The sequence below is a fragment of the Loigolactobacillus backii genome, from assembly GCF_003946275.1.
Lineage (GTDB): Bacteria > Bacillota > Bacilli > Lactobacillales > Lactobacillaceae > Loigolactobacillus > Loigolactobacillus backii.
This window is the reverse complement of sequence record NZ_RHNQ01000024.1, coordinates 20,258-36,972: the sequence shown is the minus strand read 5'-3', so window position 1 is coordinate 36,972 and position 16,715 is coordinate 20,258. Positions and strand designations below refer to the sequence as shown.

The window sequence follows — 16,715 nt, the reverse complement described above, 5'->3', positions numbered from 1 at the left end:
TTATGTTTGGCGATTTAATCATACGGGGAAGGTCTTCCCTTTTCAATTACTATTTACACAAAATATTGTACACTCCCCAAGAAAATGGCGGGTTAATGGCCAGCCACGTTAAGGCCTTAAAATTATTACACGCTGAAGATGGTAAAATTAATGGTGTTCACGCCAAAGATCTACTGACTGATCAAGAATTTGATATTCACGCACGCTTAGTGATTAATACCGCCGGACCGTGGTCTGATTTAGTTCGTGAATTAGATGATCAGGAAAAAATCATTCCACAAATGCGGCCAACAAAAGGGGTACATTTAGTTGTTGATGGCACCCGGCTCCCTGTTCCACAACCAACTTACTTTGATTCAGGCGATCAGGATGGGCGAATGATTTTTGTTATTCCCCGGGAGGATAAAACCTATTTTGGAACGACTGACACGGACTACCAGGGGGACTACGCACAGCCGACTGTCACCAAAGAGGATGTTGATTACTTACTTGCGATTGTTAATAAACGTTACCCCATGGTTAATCTAAAGCTAGCCGATATTGAGGCTAGTTGGGCCGGTTTACGTCCACTAATTGCTTCTAATGGTAGTTCTGATTACAACGGTGGTAATTCAGGTAAAATCGCTACAAAGAGTTTTGATCAAGTTATTGAGGTTGTTAATGCTTATGAGAACGCTAAGGCAACAAAAGAAGATGTCGAAAAAGTATTGAATGATTTAGAAGTGACACTTTCAGAAAGTAAATTAAGTCCATCCTCAGTTTCTCGTGGTAGTTCATTAGCAGTTGCTACGGATGGCTTGATTACTTTAGCCGGTGGTAAATTGACTGATTACCGCAAGATGGCCGCCGGTGCATTAGCACTAATCACTAAGTTACTAAAGGATCAAGAACATGAAACATTTAATCCGATTGATTCTAAAAATTTACCAGTTTCTGGTGGTGACATTGATCCAGAAAATGTTGTGGCGACGTTAGAATTCTTTGCCAAACAAGGTATTGATGGTGGCCTATCTAAGGCAGAGTCAATGACGATCGTTAATCTTTATGGTTCTAATGCAGCGCGTGTGTTTAGCCGAATCGGTGAATTAAAGGCGGCACCTGGTTTGAGTTTAGGTGAAACGCTTGGATTACACTATGCACTAGAAGAAGAAATGACGTTAACGCCAGTTGATTATCTGCTTAGGCGGACTAATCATATTCTTTTCCACCGTGACACGTTAGACGATGTTAAAGTTGGTGTTAGCAACGAAATGGCCCGCTACTTTAACTGGTCGACTGCCAAAAAAGAACGGATGATTAAACAATTGGATACTGCGATTGCAACTTCTGATCTTCGCGATCTGAAAGCTGAGGGATGACATTATGCCAAAAGATAGTTTAAGTTTACAATTATTAGGTGAGTTTATTGGAACCTTTATTTTAGTTTTATTAGGTGACGGGGTAGTAGCCGGTGTTTCTCTAAAAAAATCTAAGGCCGAAGGTAGCGGTTGGATTGCAATCTCCCTAGGTTGGGGATTTGCGGTAACGCTGGGTGTTTATGCATCAGCCTTTCTTAGCCCGGCGCATTTAAATCCGGCTGTGTCAGTGGGAATGGCTATGGCTGGACAATTTCCTTGGGCCCACGTTATTCCGTATAGTCTGGCACAAATTGCCGGTGGTTTTGTTGGTGGGGTTATTGTTTGGTTACATTATTATCCGCACTGGAAAGAAACTAAGGATCCAGCAACAACGCTGGGTATTTTTGCAACTGGACCAGCGATTCGAAATTATCCGGCAAACTTTATTAGTGAAGTTATTGGGACCTTTGTTTTAGTTTTTGGTCTACTGACCTTTACACGAGGAGACTTCACTCAGGGACTAAATCCACTTGTTGTCGGTGTATTAATTACCGCCATTGGTTTATCGCTTGGTGGAACAACTGGTTACGCAATTAATCCCGCTCGAGATTTAGGGCCACGGTTGGCACACGCAGTCTTGCCGATTGCCAATAAGGGTGGTTCCGATTGGGCGTATAGTTGGGTGCCAATTGTAGGACCATTAGTAGGTGGCCTAATTGGGGCAATTTTATTTAATTTAATTCCACTGACTTAATGTTTGAACATTGATCGTGAAATACAGGAGATAAAAATGCTACTTATATAAATGGTTAAAAGGATAGAAGCAAGTCACGGTAAGTTTTATTTTACCTTGATTTGCTTTTTTTATTATGTAAATGGATAAACACTAGTTATAATGATAGCTTTCAAGCACATACTATTTTGGTTGCCACTTAATTGGTTTATAATAGGACAATTGAAATGGGGGAGTGGCCTGATGACGACTAAAATTGGTGTTCGTGAACTAGTAGAATTTGTTTTGCGCTCTGGCGATTTAAATGCACGCCAAAATAGCCAGAATACGGCCGCCCAAGGTGCAAGAATTCACCGCCAATTACAGAAAAAACACGCGGCCGACAATTACCAACGAGAAGTTTATTTAAAAAGGACAGTACATATGAACGGCCAAGACTACGTGATTGATGGCCGGGCTGATGGTATTTATCAAACGGATAAACAAAATTACCGGATTGAGGAAATTAAAACGTCGGATAACGATTTCGGTGAACTAACGCCGAATACGTTGACACTTTATTGGGGGCAGGTTAAAGTTTACGGTTATTTTTTGATGGAAGATCAAAATCTGGACGAAATTACGCTGCAATTAATTTATTATCAAACAACGACGGAACAAATTACGCAAACAGATAAAACTTTTACGAAAAAAGAATTAAAAGATTTTTTTCAATCCTTAATCGATGATTATGAGTTTTGGTTAGTTTTACGTGAGGAGTGGCACCAAAAGCGTAATGCAAGTATCAAACAGGTGACCTTTCCTTTTCCGGAATACCGCGCCGGCCAACGCGAGTTAGCAGTGGCCGTTTACAAGACGATCGTATTGCAGAAACGACTTTTTGTGGAGGCGCCAACTGGGACTGGTAAAACTATTTCAACTCTTTTTCCGGCTGTTAAAGCACTAGGTGAGGATAAAATTCAGCGCGTTTTTTATTTAACGGCTAAACAAAGTACCCGCCACGTGGCAGAGGAGGCGGTTCAACTACTAAGCCAACAAGGGCTACAGTTAAAAAGTATCACTTTGACGGCGAAGGATAAGATTATTTTCCCTGAAGAAGTCGATGTTGCACCGGATAAAAATCCGTATATGCTAGGTTACTATGATCGTTTAAAACCAGCACTACAAGATTTGTTGGAAAATGAAAATCAACTAACACGAACAGTGATTGAAACCTACGCACGCAAACACCAACTTGATCCATTTGAATTTTCGCTGGATGCGTCATTATTTGCCGATGTTATTATATGTGATTATAATTATCTTTTTGATCCCATTGTGTACTTGCAGCGTTTTTTTAGTGAACCAGATAAGGATAACTTTTTCTTGATTGATGAAGCGCACAATTTAGTTAGTCGCTCCCGAGATATGTACTCGGCAGAATTAACGAGTGGCGCAACTAGTCAATTAATTCAACTAGCGAAAGAAGATCATTTCGCAATTGAAAAAGATAATTTGGTTAAGCAAACGCGTAAATTAAAGCGGTCGTTTACCGCTGTAACAAAGGAATTACGTGATACTAAGCGCGCTGAAGAAACAAGCCAAGCGCCACTGGATAAATTTAATAACAGCCTTAATCATTGGTTAGAATTTATTCATGATTGGTTACCACAACAGCCAGACAATTCTTTTACAACCGCCGTTTTAAATCTATATTTTAGTGGCCTAACTTATTTAAAAATTGCTGATTTATACAACGAGACTTACCAAACGTTATTGCAGTATGACGAAGCAACTAAATTAAGTACGATTAAACAATTATGCCTAGATCCCAGTGCCTTTTTAGATCAATCCTTAAAAAAAGGTGCTGGTGCCGTTTTATTTTCGGCAACCTTATCGCCAGTTGATTATTATCAGGAGGTGCTAGGTAACGATGAAACTAGTCTAGCTTTCCAATTACCTTCACCTTTTTCAGCAACTAAACAAGCGATTATGATTGCCCAGTACGTTCAAACAACTTATCAAAAAAGAGCGGCCAACTTAACTAAAATTGTTATGAGCTTAGGCCAATTGATTCAAGGAAAAAAAGGTAATTATTTATTCTTTTTCCCTTCTTATTCGTACCTTGAAACTGTCTACGCTGCTTTTCAAACGGCCTATCCAGATATAGAGTTAACCAAACAGGTGTCCGCCATGACTGATTTAGAACGGCAAAGTTTCTTGGCCCAATTTAAAGAATCGCCAACACAATCGTTAGTTGGATTTTGTGTACTAGGTGGAATTTTTGCAGAAGGAATTGATTTAAAAGGAAGTCGCTTAATTGGTGTTGCGATTGTGAGCGTTGGGCTACCAGGACTCTCAACTGAGCGTAATTTAGTGCGCGATTATTTTGACCATAAAAATGGTGCCGGTTTTCAGTATGCGTATCAATTACCAGGAATGAACCACGTCTTGCAGGCCGCCGGGCGATTGATTCGTGGAAGTAAGGATGCTGGGCCAGTGTTGCTGTTAGATCAACGTTTTGGAAGTAGCCGCTATACAAAACTTTTTCCAAGTCATTGGCAACGCTATCAGCGTGTTCATACATTAGAGCAGTTATCTAAGTCGTTACATGATTTCTGGCAGAATAATCAAAGCTGAAAGGTTAATTAAATTTCGTATCAATTGATGTTGTTTTTTGTTACAATCGGTTACAATAAAGGCTCAAAGATTTAAAGTTAAGCGCGCTTTTTAAGCGGTGCTAGAAATGAGGTGAGTCCATGAATTCAATTTTAACGGAATTACAAACTGCGCAACGGGAGCATTTATTGATTAACCTTTACCAAACTGCGCATGATGTCATTTATACTGGCTATGTTACCGAATTGAATGAATCAGGGGTAATTATGCAAACTTTTGATGACGCGGGCTTACAGGATGGGCTTGTCTTCTTAGCGTTAAATGTTATCGAGGCGGTTGAGTTTGATAGTGACGATCTAGACAGCATGGCCTACCGAATTCAAAATGCACAACAAGCGCACTTTGTGACTTCATTGCAAGCACCATTTAAGTTTACCGGGCAGCAAGATCTACTACCGCAATTAATTCAGCAGGCGATTAAGCGGCAAACGATGGTACTGTTGGTTTTAAAAGACCGTGATATGTATTTGGAAGGAACGATTCAAGCACAGACCTCTGTGACCATTGATTTTCACGTTTTTGATAAATTTGACTATACTAACCAAACGATATTATCGGTCACAACAGAACAGATTCAAGTGATTGAGTTTTTGGGGAAGGAACTGACTTTAGAGGGAGCGTTAGTTAAATCTAATTTAGTTCACCAAGCAACTAAGCAGGAAACGACTACATTGGCAATAGTGGCCACACTACATCAAGCACAGAAAAGGCACCAGCTAATTTCACTGAGTACTAGCGATGATGATGATCTATTTTTTGTGGGTTGGGTCAACACCTTAACAAACACCAGTGTGGTAATTAATTTGGTCGATATGAACGGCCAATTTGGTGGGTACGTCCTGATGCAATTAGAGACGCTGCAACAAGTAACCGAAATTTCCGATTATTTACAAACGATTGCTTTTTTTATTCGGCGTAATGTGCTTTTTAAGCAGCCAGTGTTAAACGATGAACGACTTTTTGATCCAACGGTTGATCTATTCCAGACCGTTTTACAGCAGGCGCAGTATTTTAAGCGAATTATTCGGGTTAAGCTGATCAATGAAGATGAAGGTTTAGTTGGTGTTCCCACTGATTTAAATGCAGATCAATTAACGTTTAAGATATTGGCCAGCGATGACGAGGAAGATCTTGATACGGTTGCAGTACCGTTAGTGGCTATTAGCGAGATTGCTTTTGATTACATGGACGCTTATTTATTGGAACAAGAATTAAAAGCGACTGGGGATCTGTAGAAATTACTCGTAATCAGCGATTGAGATTGCTATAATAGGTGAGTTACCAGACGTGAGCGTTGCGTGTTGACTGATCAATTATAAAGGAGTTTTAATCATTGTTGAATATCATTAAGGCCGTTATTTTAGGTATTATTGAAGGAATTACAGAATTTCTACCAATTAGTTCCACGGGCCATTTATACTTGGCAGATGAATTTGTTCGTTTAAGTGAATCAACTGCATTTATTAACATGTTTATGGTGGTTATTCAATTAGGCGCGATTATGTCGGTCGTTGTTCTCTATTTCCATAAGTTAAATCCACTGTCACCGCGAAAAAATAGCCAAGAAAAGCGGCAAACGTGGGTACTTTGGGGAAAAGTAATTTTAGCCGTTTTGCCTTCAGTAATCATTGGTTTGCCGTTAAATGATTGGATGGAAGAACACTTAACCAGTTGGCAAGTTATTGCAACGACGCTGATTGTTTACGGGATTTTATTTATTATTATCGAAAATCATAATAAAAAAACGACGGCTAAATATACTGACTTAAATCATTTGCCAATGAACATTGCATTATTTATTGGGCTGTTCCAGGTATTGTCAATGATTCCAGGGACATCACGTTCAGGGGCCACAATTTTAGGTGCCATTTTAATTGGGACTTCACGTTACGTTGCAACTGAATTTTCATTCTTCTTGGCGATTCCGACGATGTTTGGCGCCTCGTTACTAAAAATTGCTAAGTACTTTATGCACGGTAATACATTTACGGGAATGCAAACGGTAGTTTTGTTAACGGGTGTTGTTGTGTCCTTTGTTGTTGCTTATCTATCAATTAAATTCTTACTGAATTACATTAAGAAAAATGATTTTAAGGCTTTTGGTTGGTACCGAATTATTCTTGGGGTAGTTGTAATTGCTTACTTTACGCTATTTGCTTAGTTTAAACACGACCGAGGTTTAGAGAACATCAGCAAAAATAATTCGGGATTATTTCCCGGGTTATTTTTTTAGGTCGTGTATATTTCTTGGCTTGGTGAGGGTACCTTGTTATGGTTAGGATAATGATAAAACTATTAAACGAGGTGATTGGATGGCTTTAACGGATGAATTTTTAACGCGCCGCTTTATGAAGTTTCAGTGTTGGCAATGTCAACATCCAGGAATGGAAATAACGGACAAGACCCCTGCGGGACAAAATGATGATCAATCAACACGCTATCAGATTGAGATGACTTGTCCCCGCTGTCACGCAAAGGACAATTATTTCATCAATGATGGTGAAGAAGGAAAAATTACACCAAGTGAAAAAAGCGGTAATACTGCCGATCCCGAAAACATTCTCTAAATTTTCGGAATAGTACTAAAAAATGATTTTATAGTGCTGCAAAAAAATACTAATGTTTGGCCTAATACCTGTAAATTATTCAGCGGGAGTTAGCGCTAAAATCATTAGTATTTTTTTGATTAAATAGAGTTAATTTTTAAGCTGCTTCGTGGCTAATTTAGTCAAAAAGCGGTAAAATTATTCTTTGTAATTATAGGAATATGACTGACTTTGTTATAGTACCTAATAAATTTGTAAAGGAGCTTCTGTTTTGGAAAAAATTGATCGTGCTTGTACTTCAATTATGGTTGGTAAAGAGGCCAGTTTGGATGGCTCAACTATGATTTCCCGAAATGACGATACATTTCTGCCACTAACACCACAACGCTTTTTAATGCGTCCTGCGGTTAAGAAAACACAGCACATTAAATCTTACTTAAATGGTTTTGAAGCCGAGACACCGGCTAACGCTTATCGTTATCAGGCAGTACCTAACGTTGACCTTAATAAAGAAGGCGTTTATGACGAAAGTGGTTTTAATGAAAAAAATGTTGCGATGAGTGCAACTGAAAGTACTTATGGTAATGAAAAATCTTTGGCGTATGACCCATTAATTGCTGATGGTATGGACGAGGATACGATGCAACAGATGGTTTTGCCGTACATTAACTCCGCTGTAGAGGGCGTTAAGCGCCTAGGTGATTTAATTGGTCAGTATGGTTCGCCCGCTGGTAATAGTGTCTTGTTTAGCGATAAAAAAGATGTTTGGTACATGGAAATCGTGACCGGGCACCTCTGGGTTGCACAACGAATTCCAGATGATGCCTATGCGATTACTGCTAACCAAGTTGCAATTCAGCAAGTTGATTTTAATGATTCAGAGAACTTTATCTGGGCCGATGGTATCCAAGACTACGTTACTGAACACCATCTGAATCCAGACAAGGAAGGCTGGAATTTCCGGCATATTTTTGGAACTAGTAATGAAAAGGACCGGCACTACAATACACCACGTGTTTGGTTTGGTCAGCGTTACTTCAATTCTGAAATTGAACAAGACCCTGAAAGTAGTGAGTTACCATTTATTTGCCATACGAGCCATAAAATTAGTGTTGAAGATATTGAATATATCTTGGGATCACACTATAACGAAACTAAATTTGATCCGTTGGGTCACGGCAACGATGTAGATAAATACCGTTACCGACCAATTGGTTTAAACCGAACACAGAATTCGCACGTCCTACAAATGCGTAATGATGTTCCTGAAGCGCAGGCTGCTATTATGTGGTTAGCAATTGGTTACCCAACTTTCACACCGTACGTGCCATTTTATGCCAACGCAACGGACACTGATCCTAGTTATAGTGAGACACCAGAGAAGTGGGATACTAAGAGTGCCTACTGGATGTACCGGACGGCTTCAATGCTAGTTGAAAGTCATCACAGCAGTTTTATCCAGACTGATCTTGATTACGTTAAGGCCGCTCAAGAACAGCAGCGCCGCTTAATAATCGAAACTGATCGTCAAGCTGAGAAGCTAAGTGGTACGGCCCTGACTAAGTTCTTAACGGAACAAAATTATTCAATGGTTGAAGATATGCGTCAACGTACGATGACCTTGATTGGCGAACTAGTTATGCAAGGAATCGATTTATCTAAACTTACCTTTGATATGGATAAAAATTTATAGATTAGTTGTAGTTAGGCACGTGAACCCAAAATCGTCTTTTGGTGCACGTTCTAGAGCAACGTTCGAAGACAATAAGCGGCTAGGACTTTTGTCCCAGCCGCTTATTTTTTATTGCTAATTTATGAAAGCGTTTGAAAAAGCAATGAAAGTCCGATAGAATAGATTTATGCTTAGATAAATGTTACTGAATAAAGGGGAAATGAATATGGCAAAAATTCTCGCCATTAACGCAGGAAGTTCAACATTGAAGTGGAAATTATTTGTGATGCCAGCAGAGACCGTTCTCGCAAGTGGGATGATTGATCGTTTAGGCCTAGCAAATTCAGTTTTTACAGCTAATTATGGTGATGGTCAGACCTTTAAAATGACTAAAGATATCACAACTCATGATATGGCCGCGACTTTATTGCTTGAAGAACTCAAAGAATTAGGTATTATTGATCACTTTGAAGAAATTAGTGGTATTGGTCACCGTGTCGTTGCCGGTGGTGAGCAATTTAAGGATTCAGTTATCATTACTGAACAAACATTATCACAAATTGAGGCCTTGGCCGAATATGCACCGCTACATAATCCAACGCAGGCTTATTATATTCGAGTTTTCCAGAAATTATTGCCCCGTGTATTACAAGTTGCCGTTTTTGACACCTCACTTTACGCAACAATGCCGCAAAAAAACTTTTTGTATAGTATTCCGTATGAGTACTACGAAAAGTACGGCGCACGGAAATATGGTGCCCACGGAACTAGTCACCGTTATGTTTCGGAACGAGCGGCCGAGTTAGTTGGCAAGCCTTTAGAACAGTTAAAAATGATTACACTACACTTGGGCAGTGGAGCATCAATAACTGCATTTGATCATGGAAAGGCCGTCGATACGTCAATGGGCTTTACGCCGCTTGCTGGAATTACGATGGCCACTCGTTCAGGAGATGTCGATCCATCCTTAGTTGCCTTTTTAACGGAGAAGCTTGGTTTGAAGAACATCAATGAGATGATTACAATTTTAAATCAAAAATCCGGTTTATTAGGGTTGTCGGAGCTATCGCCGGATCAACGTGATATTGAAAAAGCCGCACCAACTAACAAATTGGCGCAACAAGCTTTAGATATATTCGTTAATCGAGTCGTTAAATATATTGGGTCTTACGTTGCAACGATGGATGGCCTAGATGTGTTGGTCTTTACGGCTGGTAGCGGTGAAAATGGGATTGGATTACGTCAAAATATTGGTGACCAACTTGCTTATTTTGGCGTTAAAGTTGATCCAGAAAGGAATCATATTCGTGGAAAAGAACAAATAATTAGTCCAGAGAGTGCGCCAGTAACCACATTAGTTGTGCCAACCAATGAAGAGCTAATGATTGTTCGGGATGTTATGCGTTTAGGTCATAACTATACGGCGCTTGATTAGCTGTAGTTAGGCACGTGAACCTAGACTTTTTACGCACGTTCTAGAGTAATGCTCGGAAATAATAAGAGGAATAAGAGGCCATGAAGTGAACCCCGGTATTGGACTAAAATCTAATACTGGGGGTTCACTTCATGGCCTTTTTTTATGCGACTAAATGTATTAATTGTTAAATTGGTCTAATCCAATTAAGTAGTAATGGTAGCTTTAATTAAGCTATGTTATCGCTTTAAAGCGGGTATTACTCTCGTTTAAACGGATATAATCAGAAAACCAATCAAAGTTAGGTTTTATAACAGCGAAGGTTATAAAAATTAGAAAATTTTATTTATTTATTAAATATGCCTTTCAATAGACGCAACTGATGTTATAATTTTTAACATTAATAATAATCTAACTGGAGGAAATTAAATGAATACTGCTAACACAACGTTCGTTATTATTGCGAGTATTTTAGTCTTGTTCATGACACCTGGATTGGCGTTCTTTTATGGTGGTTTAGTTTCAAAACGTAACGTTGTGAATACGATGTTGTCAGTTTTCTTTATTATTGGGATTGCAATTTTACTTTGGATTTCGGTTGGTTATGAATTATCCTTTAATGGTGATATTCACGGATTTATTGGAACGGTACACCATTTCTTTTTGGCCAATCTAAATTTAAAACAGTTAACGGCGACCGGAATTCCAAGAGGTTTATACTTATTTTTTCAAATGATGTTCGCGATTATTACGCCGGCTCTTTTTGTTGGTGCGATAGTTGGTCGAATTCGATTTAAATTTTTATTTTGGTTTATTGTATTGTGGTCCTTTGCTATTTATTACCCGATGGTTCATATGGTTTGGAGCCCGCACGGTTTATTAGCCAATTTAGGGATCATTGATTTTGCAGGTGGGACAGTTGTTCACATTACTGCCGGGATTACGGCGTTTGTTTTATCGGCGTTTCTAGGCCATCGCTTTAATTACGGGCAAACAACGAAACACTACAATCTGCCCTGGGTACTGTTAGGAACCTCTATTTTATGGGTTGGTTGGTATGGTTTTAATGCTGGTAGTGCTTTAGCGATCAACAATATTGCGATTCAGGCCGCCTTAACGTCAACCGTGGCCGCCGCGACTTCAATGGTTGCTTGGTTATTTTTAGATACACATTTTGTGGGCAAACCAACGTTGGTTGGTGTTTGTACGGGGACACTTTGTGGCTTGGTTGGTATTACACCTGCTGCAGGTTACGTTACAATTGGCGGCGCCTTTTGGATTGGTTTGCTGGCAACCGCGGCCAGCTACTCTTTTATTACTTACTTAAAGCCACGGATTGGTGTTGATGACGCCTTAGATGCTTTTGGTTGTCATGGCGTGAGCGGAATTATGGGAAGTATTGCCACCGGCCTATTTGCGACGAAAACAGTTAATTCAAAAATTCCAGAAAATGGGTTGTTTTATGGCGGTGGTTTTAAATTATTTGGGGTACAGTTATTGGGTACATTGCTAACCATACTTTTCGTTGCAGTGATGTGTGTGCTGGTAATCAGTTTATTACGATTAGTAATTAAAATGCGCGTTGATGAAACAGAAGAGCGAGTTGGCCTAGATCAAGGAGAACATGGTGAGACGGTTGATTACACAGTAAAAATAAATAATGATTTTGTTAATTATGAAGATGAGTTTAAAGGGCAGATGGCGAATTTTCACCACAAACCAAATCATCATTAAACCTTCGCCAGACTAATGCGCTAGCTACTTTTACAAACACCGTCTAGTTATTGGCCTTCTTTTCCATTAGAATAAAGGTAATTAGTTTTAGTGGAGGGGTTAAAATGCGTTTTCAAAAAATACACCACATTGCGATTATCGGTTCGGATTACACGCGAACTAAAAAATTCTACGTTGATCAATTAGGATTTCAGGTATTGGCTGATCATAAGCGAAAATCTGATCGTAAATTAGATCTGACCAATGGTGAAATTGAATTAGAGATCTTTATCAAGGCTAATAGTCCCACACGGCCCAGCTACCCAGAGGCTTTAGGGTTACGACATTTGGCCTTTAAAGTGGCAAGCGTTGTTGAAACTAGCGCCTGGTTAAATGATCAGGGAATTAAAACTGAACCAATTCGAAAAGATGCCTTTACTAATGAGGCAATGACCTTCTTCTTTGACCCCGATGGACTGCCACTTGAGATTCACGAATAGCAGATTAATTGAGCGTTGTAAGTTTTTAAGCGCCCATTCAAGCGCGCTTAACTTGTTCTTCGTTTGGTGGTTGGCGTATACTTTACAAGTAAGGCTACCAGTTTTTACCGTTACCGGGCGCTTTAATTTGATGAAAGGTGTGATCTTTTGAAGAAAATTAATTTAGGTGGCAGTGGCTTGCAGGCCTCTGCAGTTGCACTAGGAATTATGCGCATGGATGCCTTGACTACTGCTGATGCAGCTAAGGTTATTGAGACCGCGGTTGCTAATGGTGTTAATTATTTTGATTCGGCCGATATTTATGGGCAAGGTAAGTCAGGAAAAGTCTTTGGGGAAGCACTGCAACAGTCTTCCGTTAAGCGTGAGGATATTTATATTCAGTCTAAAGGCGGCATTATTGTGTCACCTGAACGCAGCCATGGTAGTGAAGTGTTTGGTAAGCGCTATGATTTTTCGAAGCAACATTTAATTGATGTTGTTGATCAAGAGCTACAGCATATGAAAATCGATTATCTTGATGCGTTTCTTCTACATCGTCCCGATCCTTTAATGGAACCTGAGGAAATTGCGGCGGCGTTTAATACGTTACAGGCTAGTGGTAAGGTGCGCCACTTTGGCGTTTCTAACTTTAATCCCCGTCAAATTGAATTGGTGCAACACTATACGAAGCAACGTCTGTTAATTAATCAGTTACAATTTAGTATTATGCATACCGGAATGATTGATTTTGGCATGCACGTTAATATGACTGATCCACGAAGTATCAACCATGATGGTGGTGTTTTAGAGTATTCACGCTTACACGACATGACCGTTCAGGCATGGTCACCTTATCAATACGGAATGTTTGCTGGTGTTTTCATTAATAATCCTAAATTTCCGGAACTGAACGCTAAATTACAAGAAATTGCGGGCAAATATAATGTAACCAAAAATGCCATTGCAACTGCGTGGATTTTACGGCACCCGGCTCAAATTCAAGTTATTTTAGGTTCAATGAATCCACAACACATTACTGAGTCCTTGGCAGGCGCCGATGTTGATTTAACGAAACAAGAATGGTATGACGTTTATTTTGCTGCAGGCAATGATTTACCATAAGATGAGACCGTTTTGGCACGTGAATCCAAACTTTTGGCACACGTTCTAAAGTAATGTTTGGAAACAATAAGTGGCCAGGACTTTTGTCCTAGCCTCAATTATATATTTTCAGTTATAAAGTGGAAGCTGGTTAAAATTACCAAATCTTGATTTAATCGTTTCTGAATGAGCTACTTTAACCCTATCTCCGTGCATTCCTGGTCATTAATTGCCAAAACAAATTTACCCATAAAGGTCGTTTTTCAATGTTTTTGTAAAGTACTAGCATTGAAGATCTTTATGGGTTTTTGTGTCCGTTTAAAGTATTCAGTTATAATTACCGTTCAGCTTTTACAAAGAAACGTGGAGAAAATTTTATTCTTTTTTGCGTTGATGGAAAATGATTTGCCGTAGCCATTTTTTTAAATGGTGGTGGTGTAATTTGGTGTGATTACTCGCTTCAAAGACCCAGCGACTAAAAAGGTAATTTACAATGCCAACAATAAGTTGGTCAGCAATTTTTGTTGGCATACTGGCCAGTTTCAGTAAACTAATGCCACTAAACATAATCAGCGAATCAATACCCAGTGAAAATATCCGAAGTGATAAAAAGGAAACTAATTCACGCTGTAACGCCCGCCAGCTAGTGTATTTTGAACGAAAAACGAGCGATTTATTTGTAAAGAAGCCAAATAAAGTGGCAATTAACCACGCTAATGCATTTGCCAGCAGGTATTGAATTAGAAAAAAATGGCGGAAGAGCCAGTAAGCTAGAATATTGATGATTGAAGCAAGGAAGCCAAAAACCATATAGCTAAAGAAATTATGGTAACGATAAAGTAACTTTTTAAGCATCTTTTGGGCTCCTGTTGGAAGAATTTTAGACTTAATAAACAATAGCAGTTTGTGAACCTGATGAAAAGTAATTTTAGTAAAATCTATCATGATTAGTTAAATGAATCTTTATACAAAAAATAATAGACTTGACATTTGGCAAATACCTTTGCATACTGTAGGCAAGTTGAATAGATTTCTTCGGGGCAGGGTGAAATTCCCGACCGACGGTGATAACGTTTTTACGTTTAAGTCCGTGACCCGCGTTTGCGGTGGATGCAGTGTGAATCTGCAACCGACAGTTAAAGTCTGGATGGGAGAAGAAAAAAGTTTACGGCTGCTTGGCGTTTTATTTAGCTAGCTTCCGTTTAGTAATGAATAGTTAGATTTTGTAGTTATAAGTTTTGACTACTAGAATTATTTGTTATTATCACACTTTTTTAGACTTTGGTTGTTATGGCTGAAGCTCCTTAACGTATTTTAGGTGTGCCCCACATTTTTGTGGGGCATTTTTTTATGCAGAAAAGAGAAGGTGATCGGAATCAATTCAACTAGTTACATGCGTCTGGCGCTTCACGAGGCGCTAAAAGGACGTTATCTTACCTACACCAATCCAATGGTAGGCGCCGTTTTTGTTAAAAATAACAAGATTATTGGTGTTGGGCACCACCTTGGTTTTGGTTATGAACACGCTGAAGTTAACGCGTTTCACAATGTTCAATCCCCCGAAGAAGTTAATAATTCAACCCTGTACGTCACGTTAGAGCCATGTTCACATTTTGGTAAAACGCCACCTTGCTGTCGGCAACTTGTTGCTTGGGGAGTAAAGAGGGTCTATATTGCCCAGAAAGATCCAAATCCTTTAGTCGGTGATAAGGGAATTAGTTATTTACGGGAACATGGTGTTGAGATTCATCTTGGTTTAGAACAGGCCGCGGCCGAACAACTTAATCAATTTTATAATTTCTTTTACCGGCAACAAAGGCCGTTTATCACGTTGAAAGTGGCACAAACCTTGGATGGTCGTGTCAGTTTAGATGGTGAGCAGCGTACTTATTTAACTGATGAAGTTGCCAATCAGGATGTTCAAAAATTGCGCGGAGATTATCAGGCTATTCTCGTTGGCAGTGGAACTGTTTTAGCAGATGACCCTAAATTAACTGTGCGCCACCAGCTTAAATACCCACCAGTTCGAGTTGTACTTGATCGCCGGGGCCGGGTAACACCAGTGCAGCAAGTTACTGATGATGCGGCACCAACTTGGCTCTTTACTGAAAATCAAAAAAGTACGGCAAAATTAGCCGATACAGCCGTCAAGGTCTTTTATAGGCCTAAATGGACAATTAAACTAGTTATTCAAGAATTGGCCCAGGCCGGAATTCAATCTGTTTTGGTTGAGGGTGGTCCCCAGCTTCATGATGCTTTTTTACTTGCCAATAATTGGCAGCGCTTAATTGTTTATCAAACCAATCAATTAGCTGGCGGTACTAGTTTGGCCGCGTTTCAATCACGACGGCAGAGTACAGAATTAACGACACTTGAAATTAGATCCGTTAAGAAAATTGGTAACGCAATAAAAATTACCGGGGAGATGGCGTGAATGTTTACCGGAATTATTGAAGATATTGGTCGAATTTATCAGGTTAGAAGGCAACGGGAGACAATCAAATTAGGAATTACAGTTACTAATTTAGATTTAGCGACCACACAAATTGGAGCCAGTATTGCGGTTAACGGTGTCTGTTTGACAATCGTAAGTCGGCAAGGACAACGATTTGTTGCTGATGTAATGCCAGAGACCTTTCGCGTCACTAATTTAGCCAAATTGATTATTAATGATCAAGTTAATTTGGAGCGAGCACTACCAGTTAACGGGCGTTTTGAAGGGCACATCGTCTTAGGACACGTAGATCAAACAACTACTATTGTGCAACGCCAGCAAGATCAATCCGCGATCGTGGTCACTTTTAAAACACCGGCCGCGTTGATTCAACAAATCGTGACGAAGGGATCAATCGCCATTGATGGCATTAGTCTAACTATTGTTGAGGCCAATAGGCAAACTTTTAAAATAGGTTTGATCCCACATTCGCAGCAAGAGGCAACATTAGCGGCTAAAAAAGTAGGTAATCTGGTTAATCTTGAAACGGATATTTTAGGAAAATATGTGATGCAGCACTTAAAAAGTACTGCAAAAGGGCATCTGGTAGGCACACTGTAGAAATAGT

At 39.5% G+C, this 16,715-nt stretch carries 14 protein-coding genes and 1 riboswitch; of the genes, 13 read left to right on the top strand and 1 reads right to left on the bottom strand.

Annotation, left to right across the window (positions count from 1 at the left end; genetic code table 11):
• The 11 genes from EKM61_RS06000 to EKM61_RS05950 all read left to right on the top strand — a co-directional run.
• Nucleotides 1-1,358, top strand: a 1,358-nt coding sequence (locus tag EKM61_RS06000) for an FAD-dependent oxidoreductase (RefSeq protein WP_082918550.1), incomplete at its 5' end; no start/stop codon positions are given.
• 4 nt (nucleotides 1,359-1,362) lie between these two features.
• Nucleotides 1,363-2,091 carry an MIP/aquaporin family protein gene (locus tag EKM61_RS05995; RefSeq protein WP_068225932.1) on the top strand — a complete coding sequence of 243 codons (729 nt, stop codon included), beginning with the start codon at nucleotides 1,363-1,365 and terminating at the stop codon, nucleotides 2,089-2,091.
• Between the two features lie 222 nt (nucleotides 2,092-2,313).
• The gene (locus tag EKM61_RS05990) at nucleotides 2,314-4,689 is read left to right on the top strand and encodes an ATP-dependent DNA helicase (RefSeq protein WP_068225933.1); all 2,376 of its coding nucleotides are present in this window, start codon (nucleotides 2,314-2,316) and stop codon (nucleotides 4,687-4,689) included.
• Between the two features lie 119 nt (nucleotides 4,690-4,808).
• Nucleotides 4,809-5,963, top strand: a complete 1,155-nt coding sequence (locus EKM61_RS05985; protein ID WP_068225934.1) for a hypothetical protein — start codon at nucleotides 4,809-4,811, stop codon at nucleotides 5,961-5,963.
• A gap of 98 nt (nucleotides 5,964-6,061) precedes the next feature.
• Entirely contained in the window at nucleotides 6,062-6,889 is an 828-nt protein-coding gene (locus EKM61_RS05980; protein WP_068225935.1) for an undecaprenyl-diphosphate phosphatase, read from the top strand.
• Nucleotides 6,890-7,040: 151 nt separating this feature from the next.
• Nucleotides 7,041-7,295, top strand: coding sequence for a hypothetical protein (locus EKM61_RS05975; RefSeq protein ID WP_068225936.1), 255 nt, complete (start codon nucleotides 7,041-7,043; stop codon nucleotides 7,293-7,295).
• Nucleotides 7,296-7,578: 283 nt separating this feature from the next.
• Nucleotides 7,579-8,967, top strand: a complete 1,389-nt coding sequence (locus EKM61_RS05970; RefSeq protein ID WP_068226279.1) for a C69 family dipeptidase — start codon at nucleotides 7,579-7,581, stop codon at nucleotides 8,965-8,967.
• Nucleotides 8,968-9,172: 205 nt separating this feature from the next.
• Nucleotides 9,173-10,381, top strand: coding sequence for an acetate/propionate family kinase (locus EKM61_RS05965; RefSeq protein WP_068279491.1), 1,209 nt, complete (start codon nucleotides 9,173-9,175; stop codon nucleotides 10,379-10,381).
• A gap of 408 nt (nucleotides 10,382-10,789) precedes the next feature.
• The gene (locus tag EKM61_RS05960; protein ID WP_068225938.1) at nucleotides 10,790-12,094 is read left to right on the top strand and encodes an ammonium transporter; all 1,305 of its coding nucleotides are present in this window, start codon (nucleotides 10,790-10,792) and stop codon (nucleotides 12,092-12,094) included.
• Between the two features lie 104 nt (nucleotides 12,095-12,198).
• Nucleotides 12,199-12,573: an SMU1112c/YaeR family gloxylase I-like metalloprotein gene (gene gloA2, locus EKM61_RS05955; protein WP_068225939.1), complete on the top strand. Its 375-nt coding sequence runs from the start codon at nucleotides 12,199-12,201 to the stop codon at nucleotides 12,571-12,573.
• 147 nt (nucleotides 12,574-12,720) lie between these two features.
• Entirely contained in the window at nucleotides 12,721-13,674 is a 954-nt protein-coding gene (locus EKM61_RS05950) for an aldo/keto reductase (RefSeq protein WP_068225940.1), read from the top strand.
• A gap of 354 nt (nucleotides 13,675-14,028) precedes the next feature.
• On the opposite strand, the gene EKM61_RS05945 is transcribed toward EKM61_RS05950, so the two are convergent.
• Nucleotides 14,029-14,508, bottom strand: a complete 480-nt coding sequence (locus tag EKM61_RS05945; protein ID WP_068225941.1) for a GtrA family protein — start codon at nucleotides 14,506-14,508, stop codon at nucleotides 14,029-14,031.
• Between the two features lie 172 nt (nucleotides 14,509-14,680).
• A riboswitch (FMN riboswitch) is annotated at nucleotides 14,681-14,816 on the top strand.
• 203 nt (nucleotides 14,817-15,019) lie between these two features.
• On the opposite strand from EKM61_RS05945, the gene ribD reads away from it, so the two are divergent.
• Both ribD and EKM61_RS05935 read left to right on the top strand, forming a co-directional pair.
• On the top strand, nucleotides 15,020-16,087 hold the full coding sequence (gene ribD, locus EKM61_RS05940) for a bifunctional diaminohydroxyphosphoribosylaminopyrimidine deaminase/5-amino-6-(5-phosphoribosylamino)uracil reductase RibD (RefSeq protein ID WP_125636171.1): 1,068 nt from the start codon (nucleotides 15,020-15,022) through the stop codon (nucleotides 16,085-16,087).
• Nucleotides 16,088-16,708: a riboflavin synthase gene (locus tag EKM61_RS05935; RefSeq protein ID WP_068225943.1), complete on the top strand. Its 621-nt coding sequence runs from the start codon at nucleotides 16,088-16,090 to the stop codon at nucleotides 16,706-16,708.
• Nucleotides 16,709-16,715 lie beyond the last annotated feature (7 nt).

What these genes read in the sequence shown, in the direction of transcription:
- EKM61_RS05995 (WP_068225932.1), top strand. Translation starts at nt 1,363, where the DNA reads ATGCCAAAAGATAGTTTAAGTTTACAATTATTAGGTGAGTTTATTGGA.
- EKM61_RS05990 (WP_068225933.1), top strand. Translation starts at nt 2,314, where the DNA reads ATGACGACTAAAATTGGTGTTCGTGAACTAGTAGAATTTGTTTTGCGC.
- EKM61_RS05985 (WP_068225934.1), top strand. Translation starts at nt 4,809, where the DNA reads ATGAATTCAATTTTAACGGAATTACAAACTGCGCAACGGGAGCATTTA.
- EKM61_RS05975 (WP_068225936.1), top strand. Translation starts at nt 7,041, where the DNA reads ATGGCTTTAACGGATGAATTTTTAACGCGCCGCTTTATGAAGTTTCAG.
- EKM61_RS05970 (WP_068226279.1), top strand. Translation starts at nt 7,579, where the DNA reads ATGGTTGGTAAAGAGGCCAGTTTGGATGGCTCAACTATGATTTCCCGA.
- EKM61_RS05965 (WP_068279491.1), top strand. Translation starts at nt 9,173, where the DNA reads ATGGCAAAAATTCTCGCCATTAACGCAGGAAGTTCAACATTGAAGTGG.
- EKM61_RS05960 (WP_068225938.1), top strand. Translation starts at nt 10,790, where the DNA reads ATGAATACTGCTAACACAACGTTCGTTATTATTGCGAGTATTTTAGTC.
- gloA2 (WP_068225939.1), top strand. Translation starts at nt 12,199, where the DNA reads ATGCGTTTTCAAAAAATACACCACATTGCGATTATCGGTTCGGATTAC.
- EKM61_RS05945 (WP_068225941.1), bottom strand. Translation starts at nt 14,508, where the DNA reads ATGCTTAAAAAGTTACTTTATCGTTACCATAATTTCTTTAGCTATATG.
- EKM61_RS05935 (WP_068225943.1), top strand. Translation starts at nt 16,088, where the DNA reads ATGTTTACCGGAATTATTGAAGATATTGGTCGAATTTATCAGGTTAGA.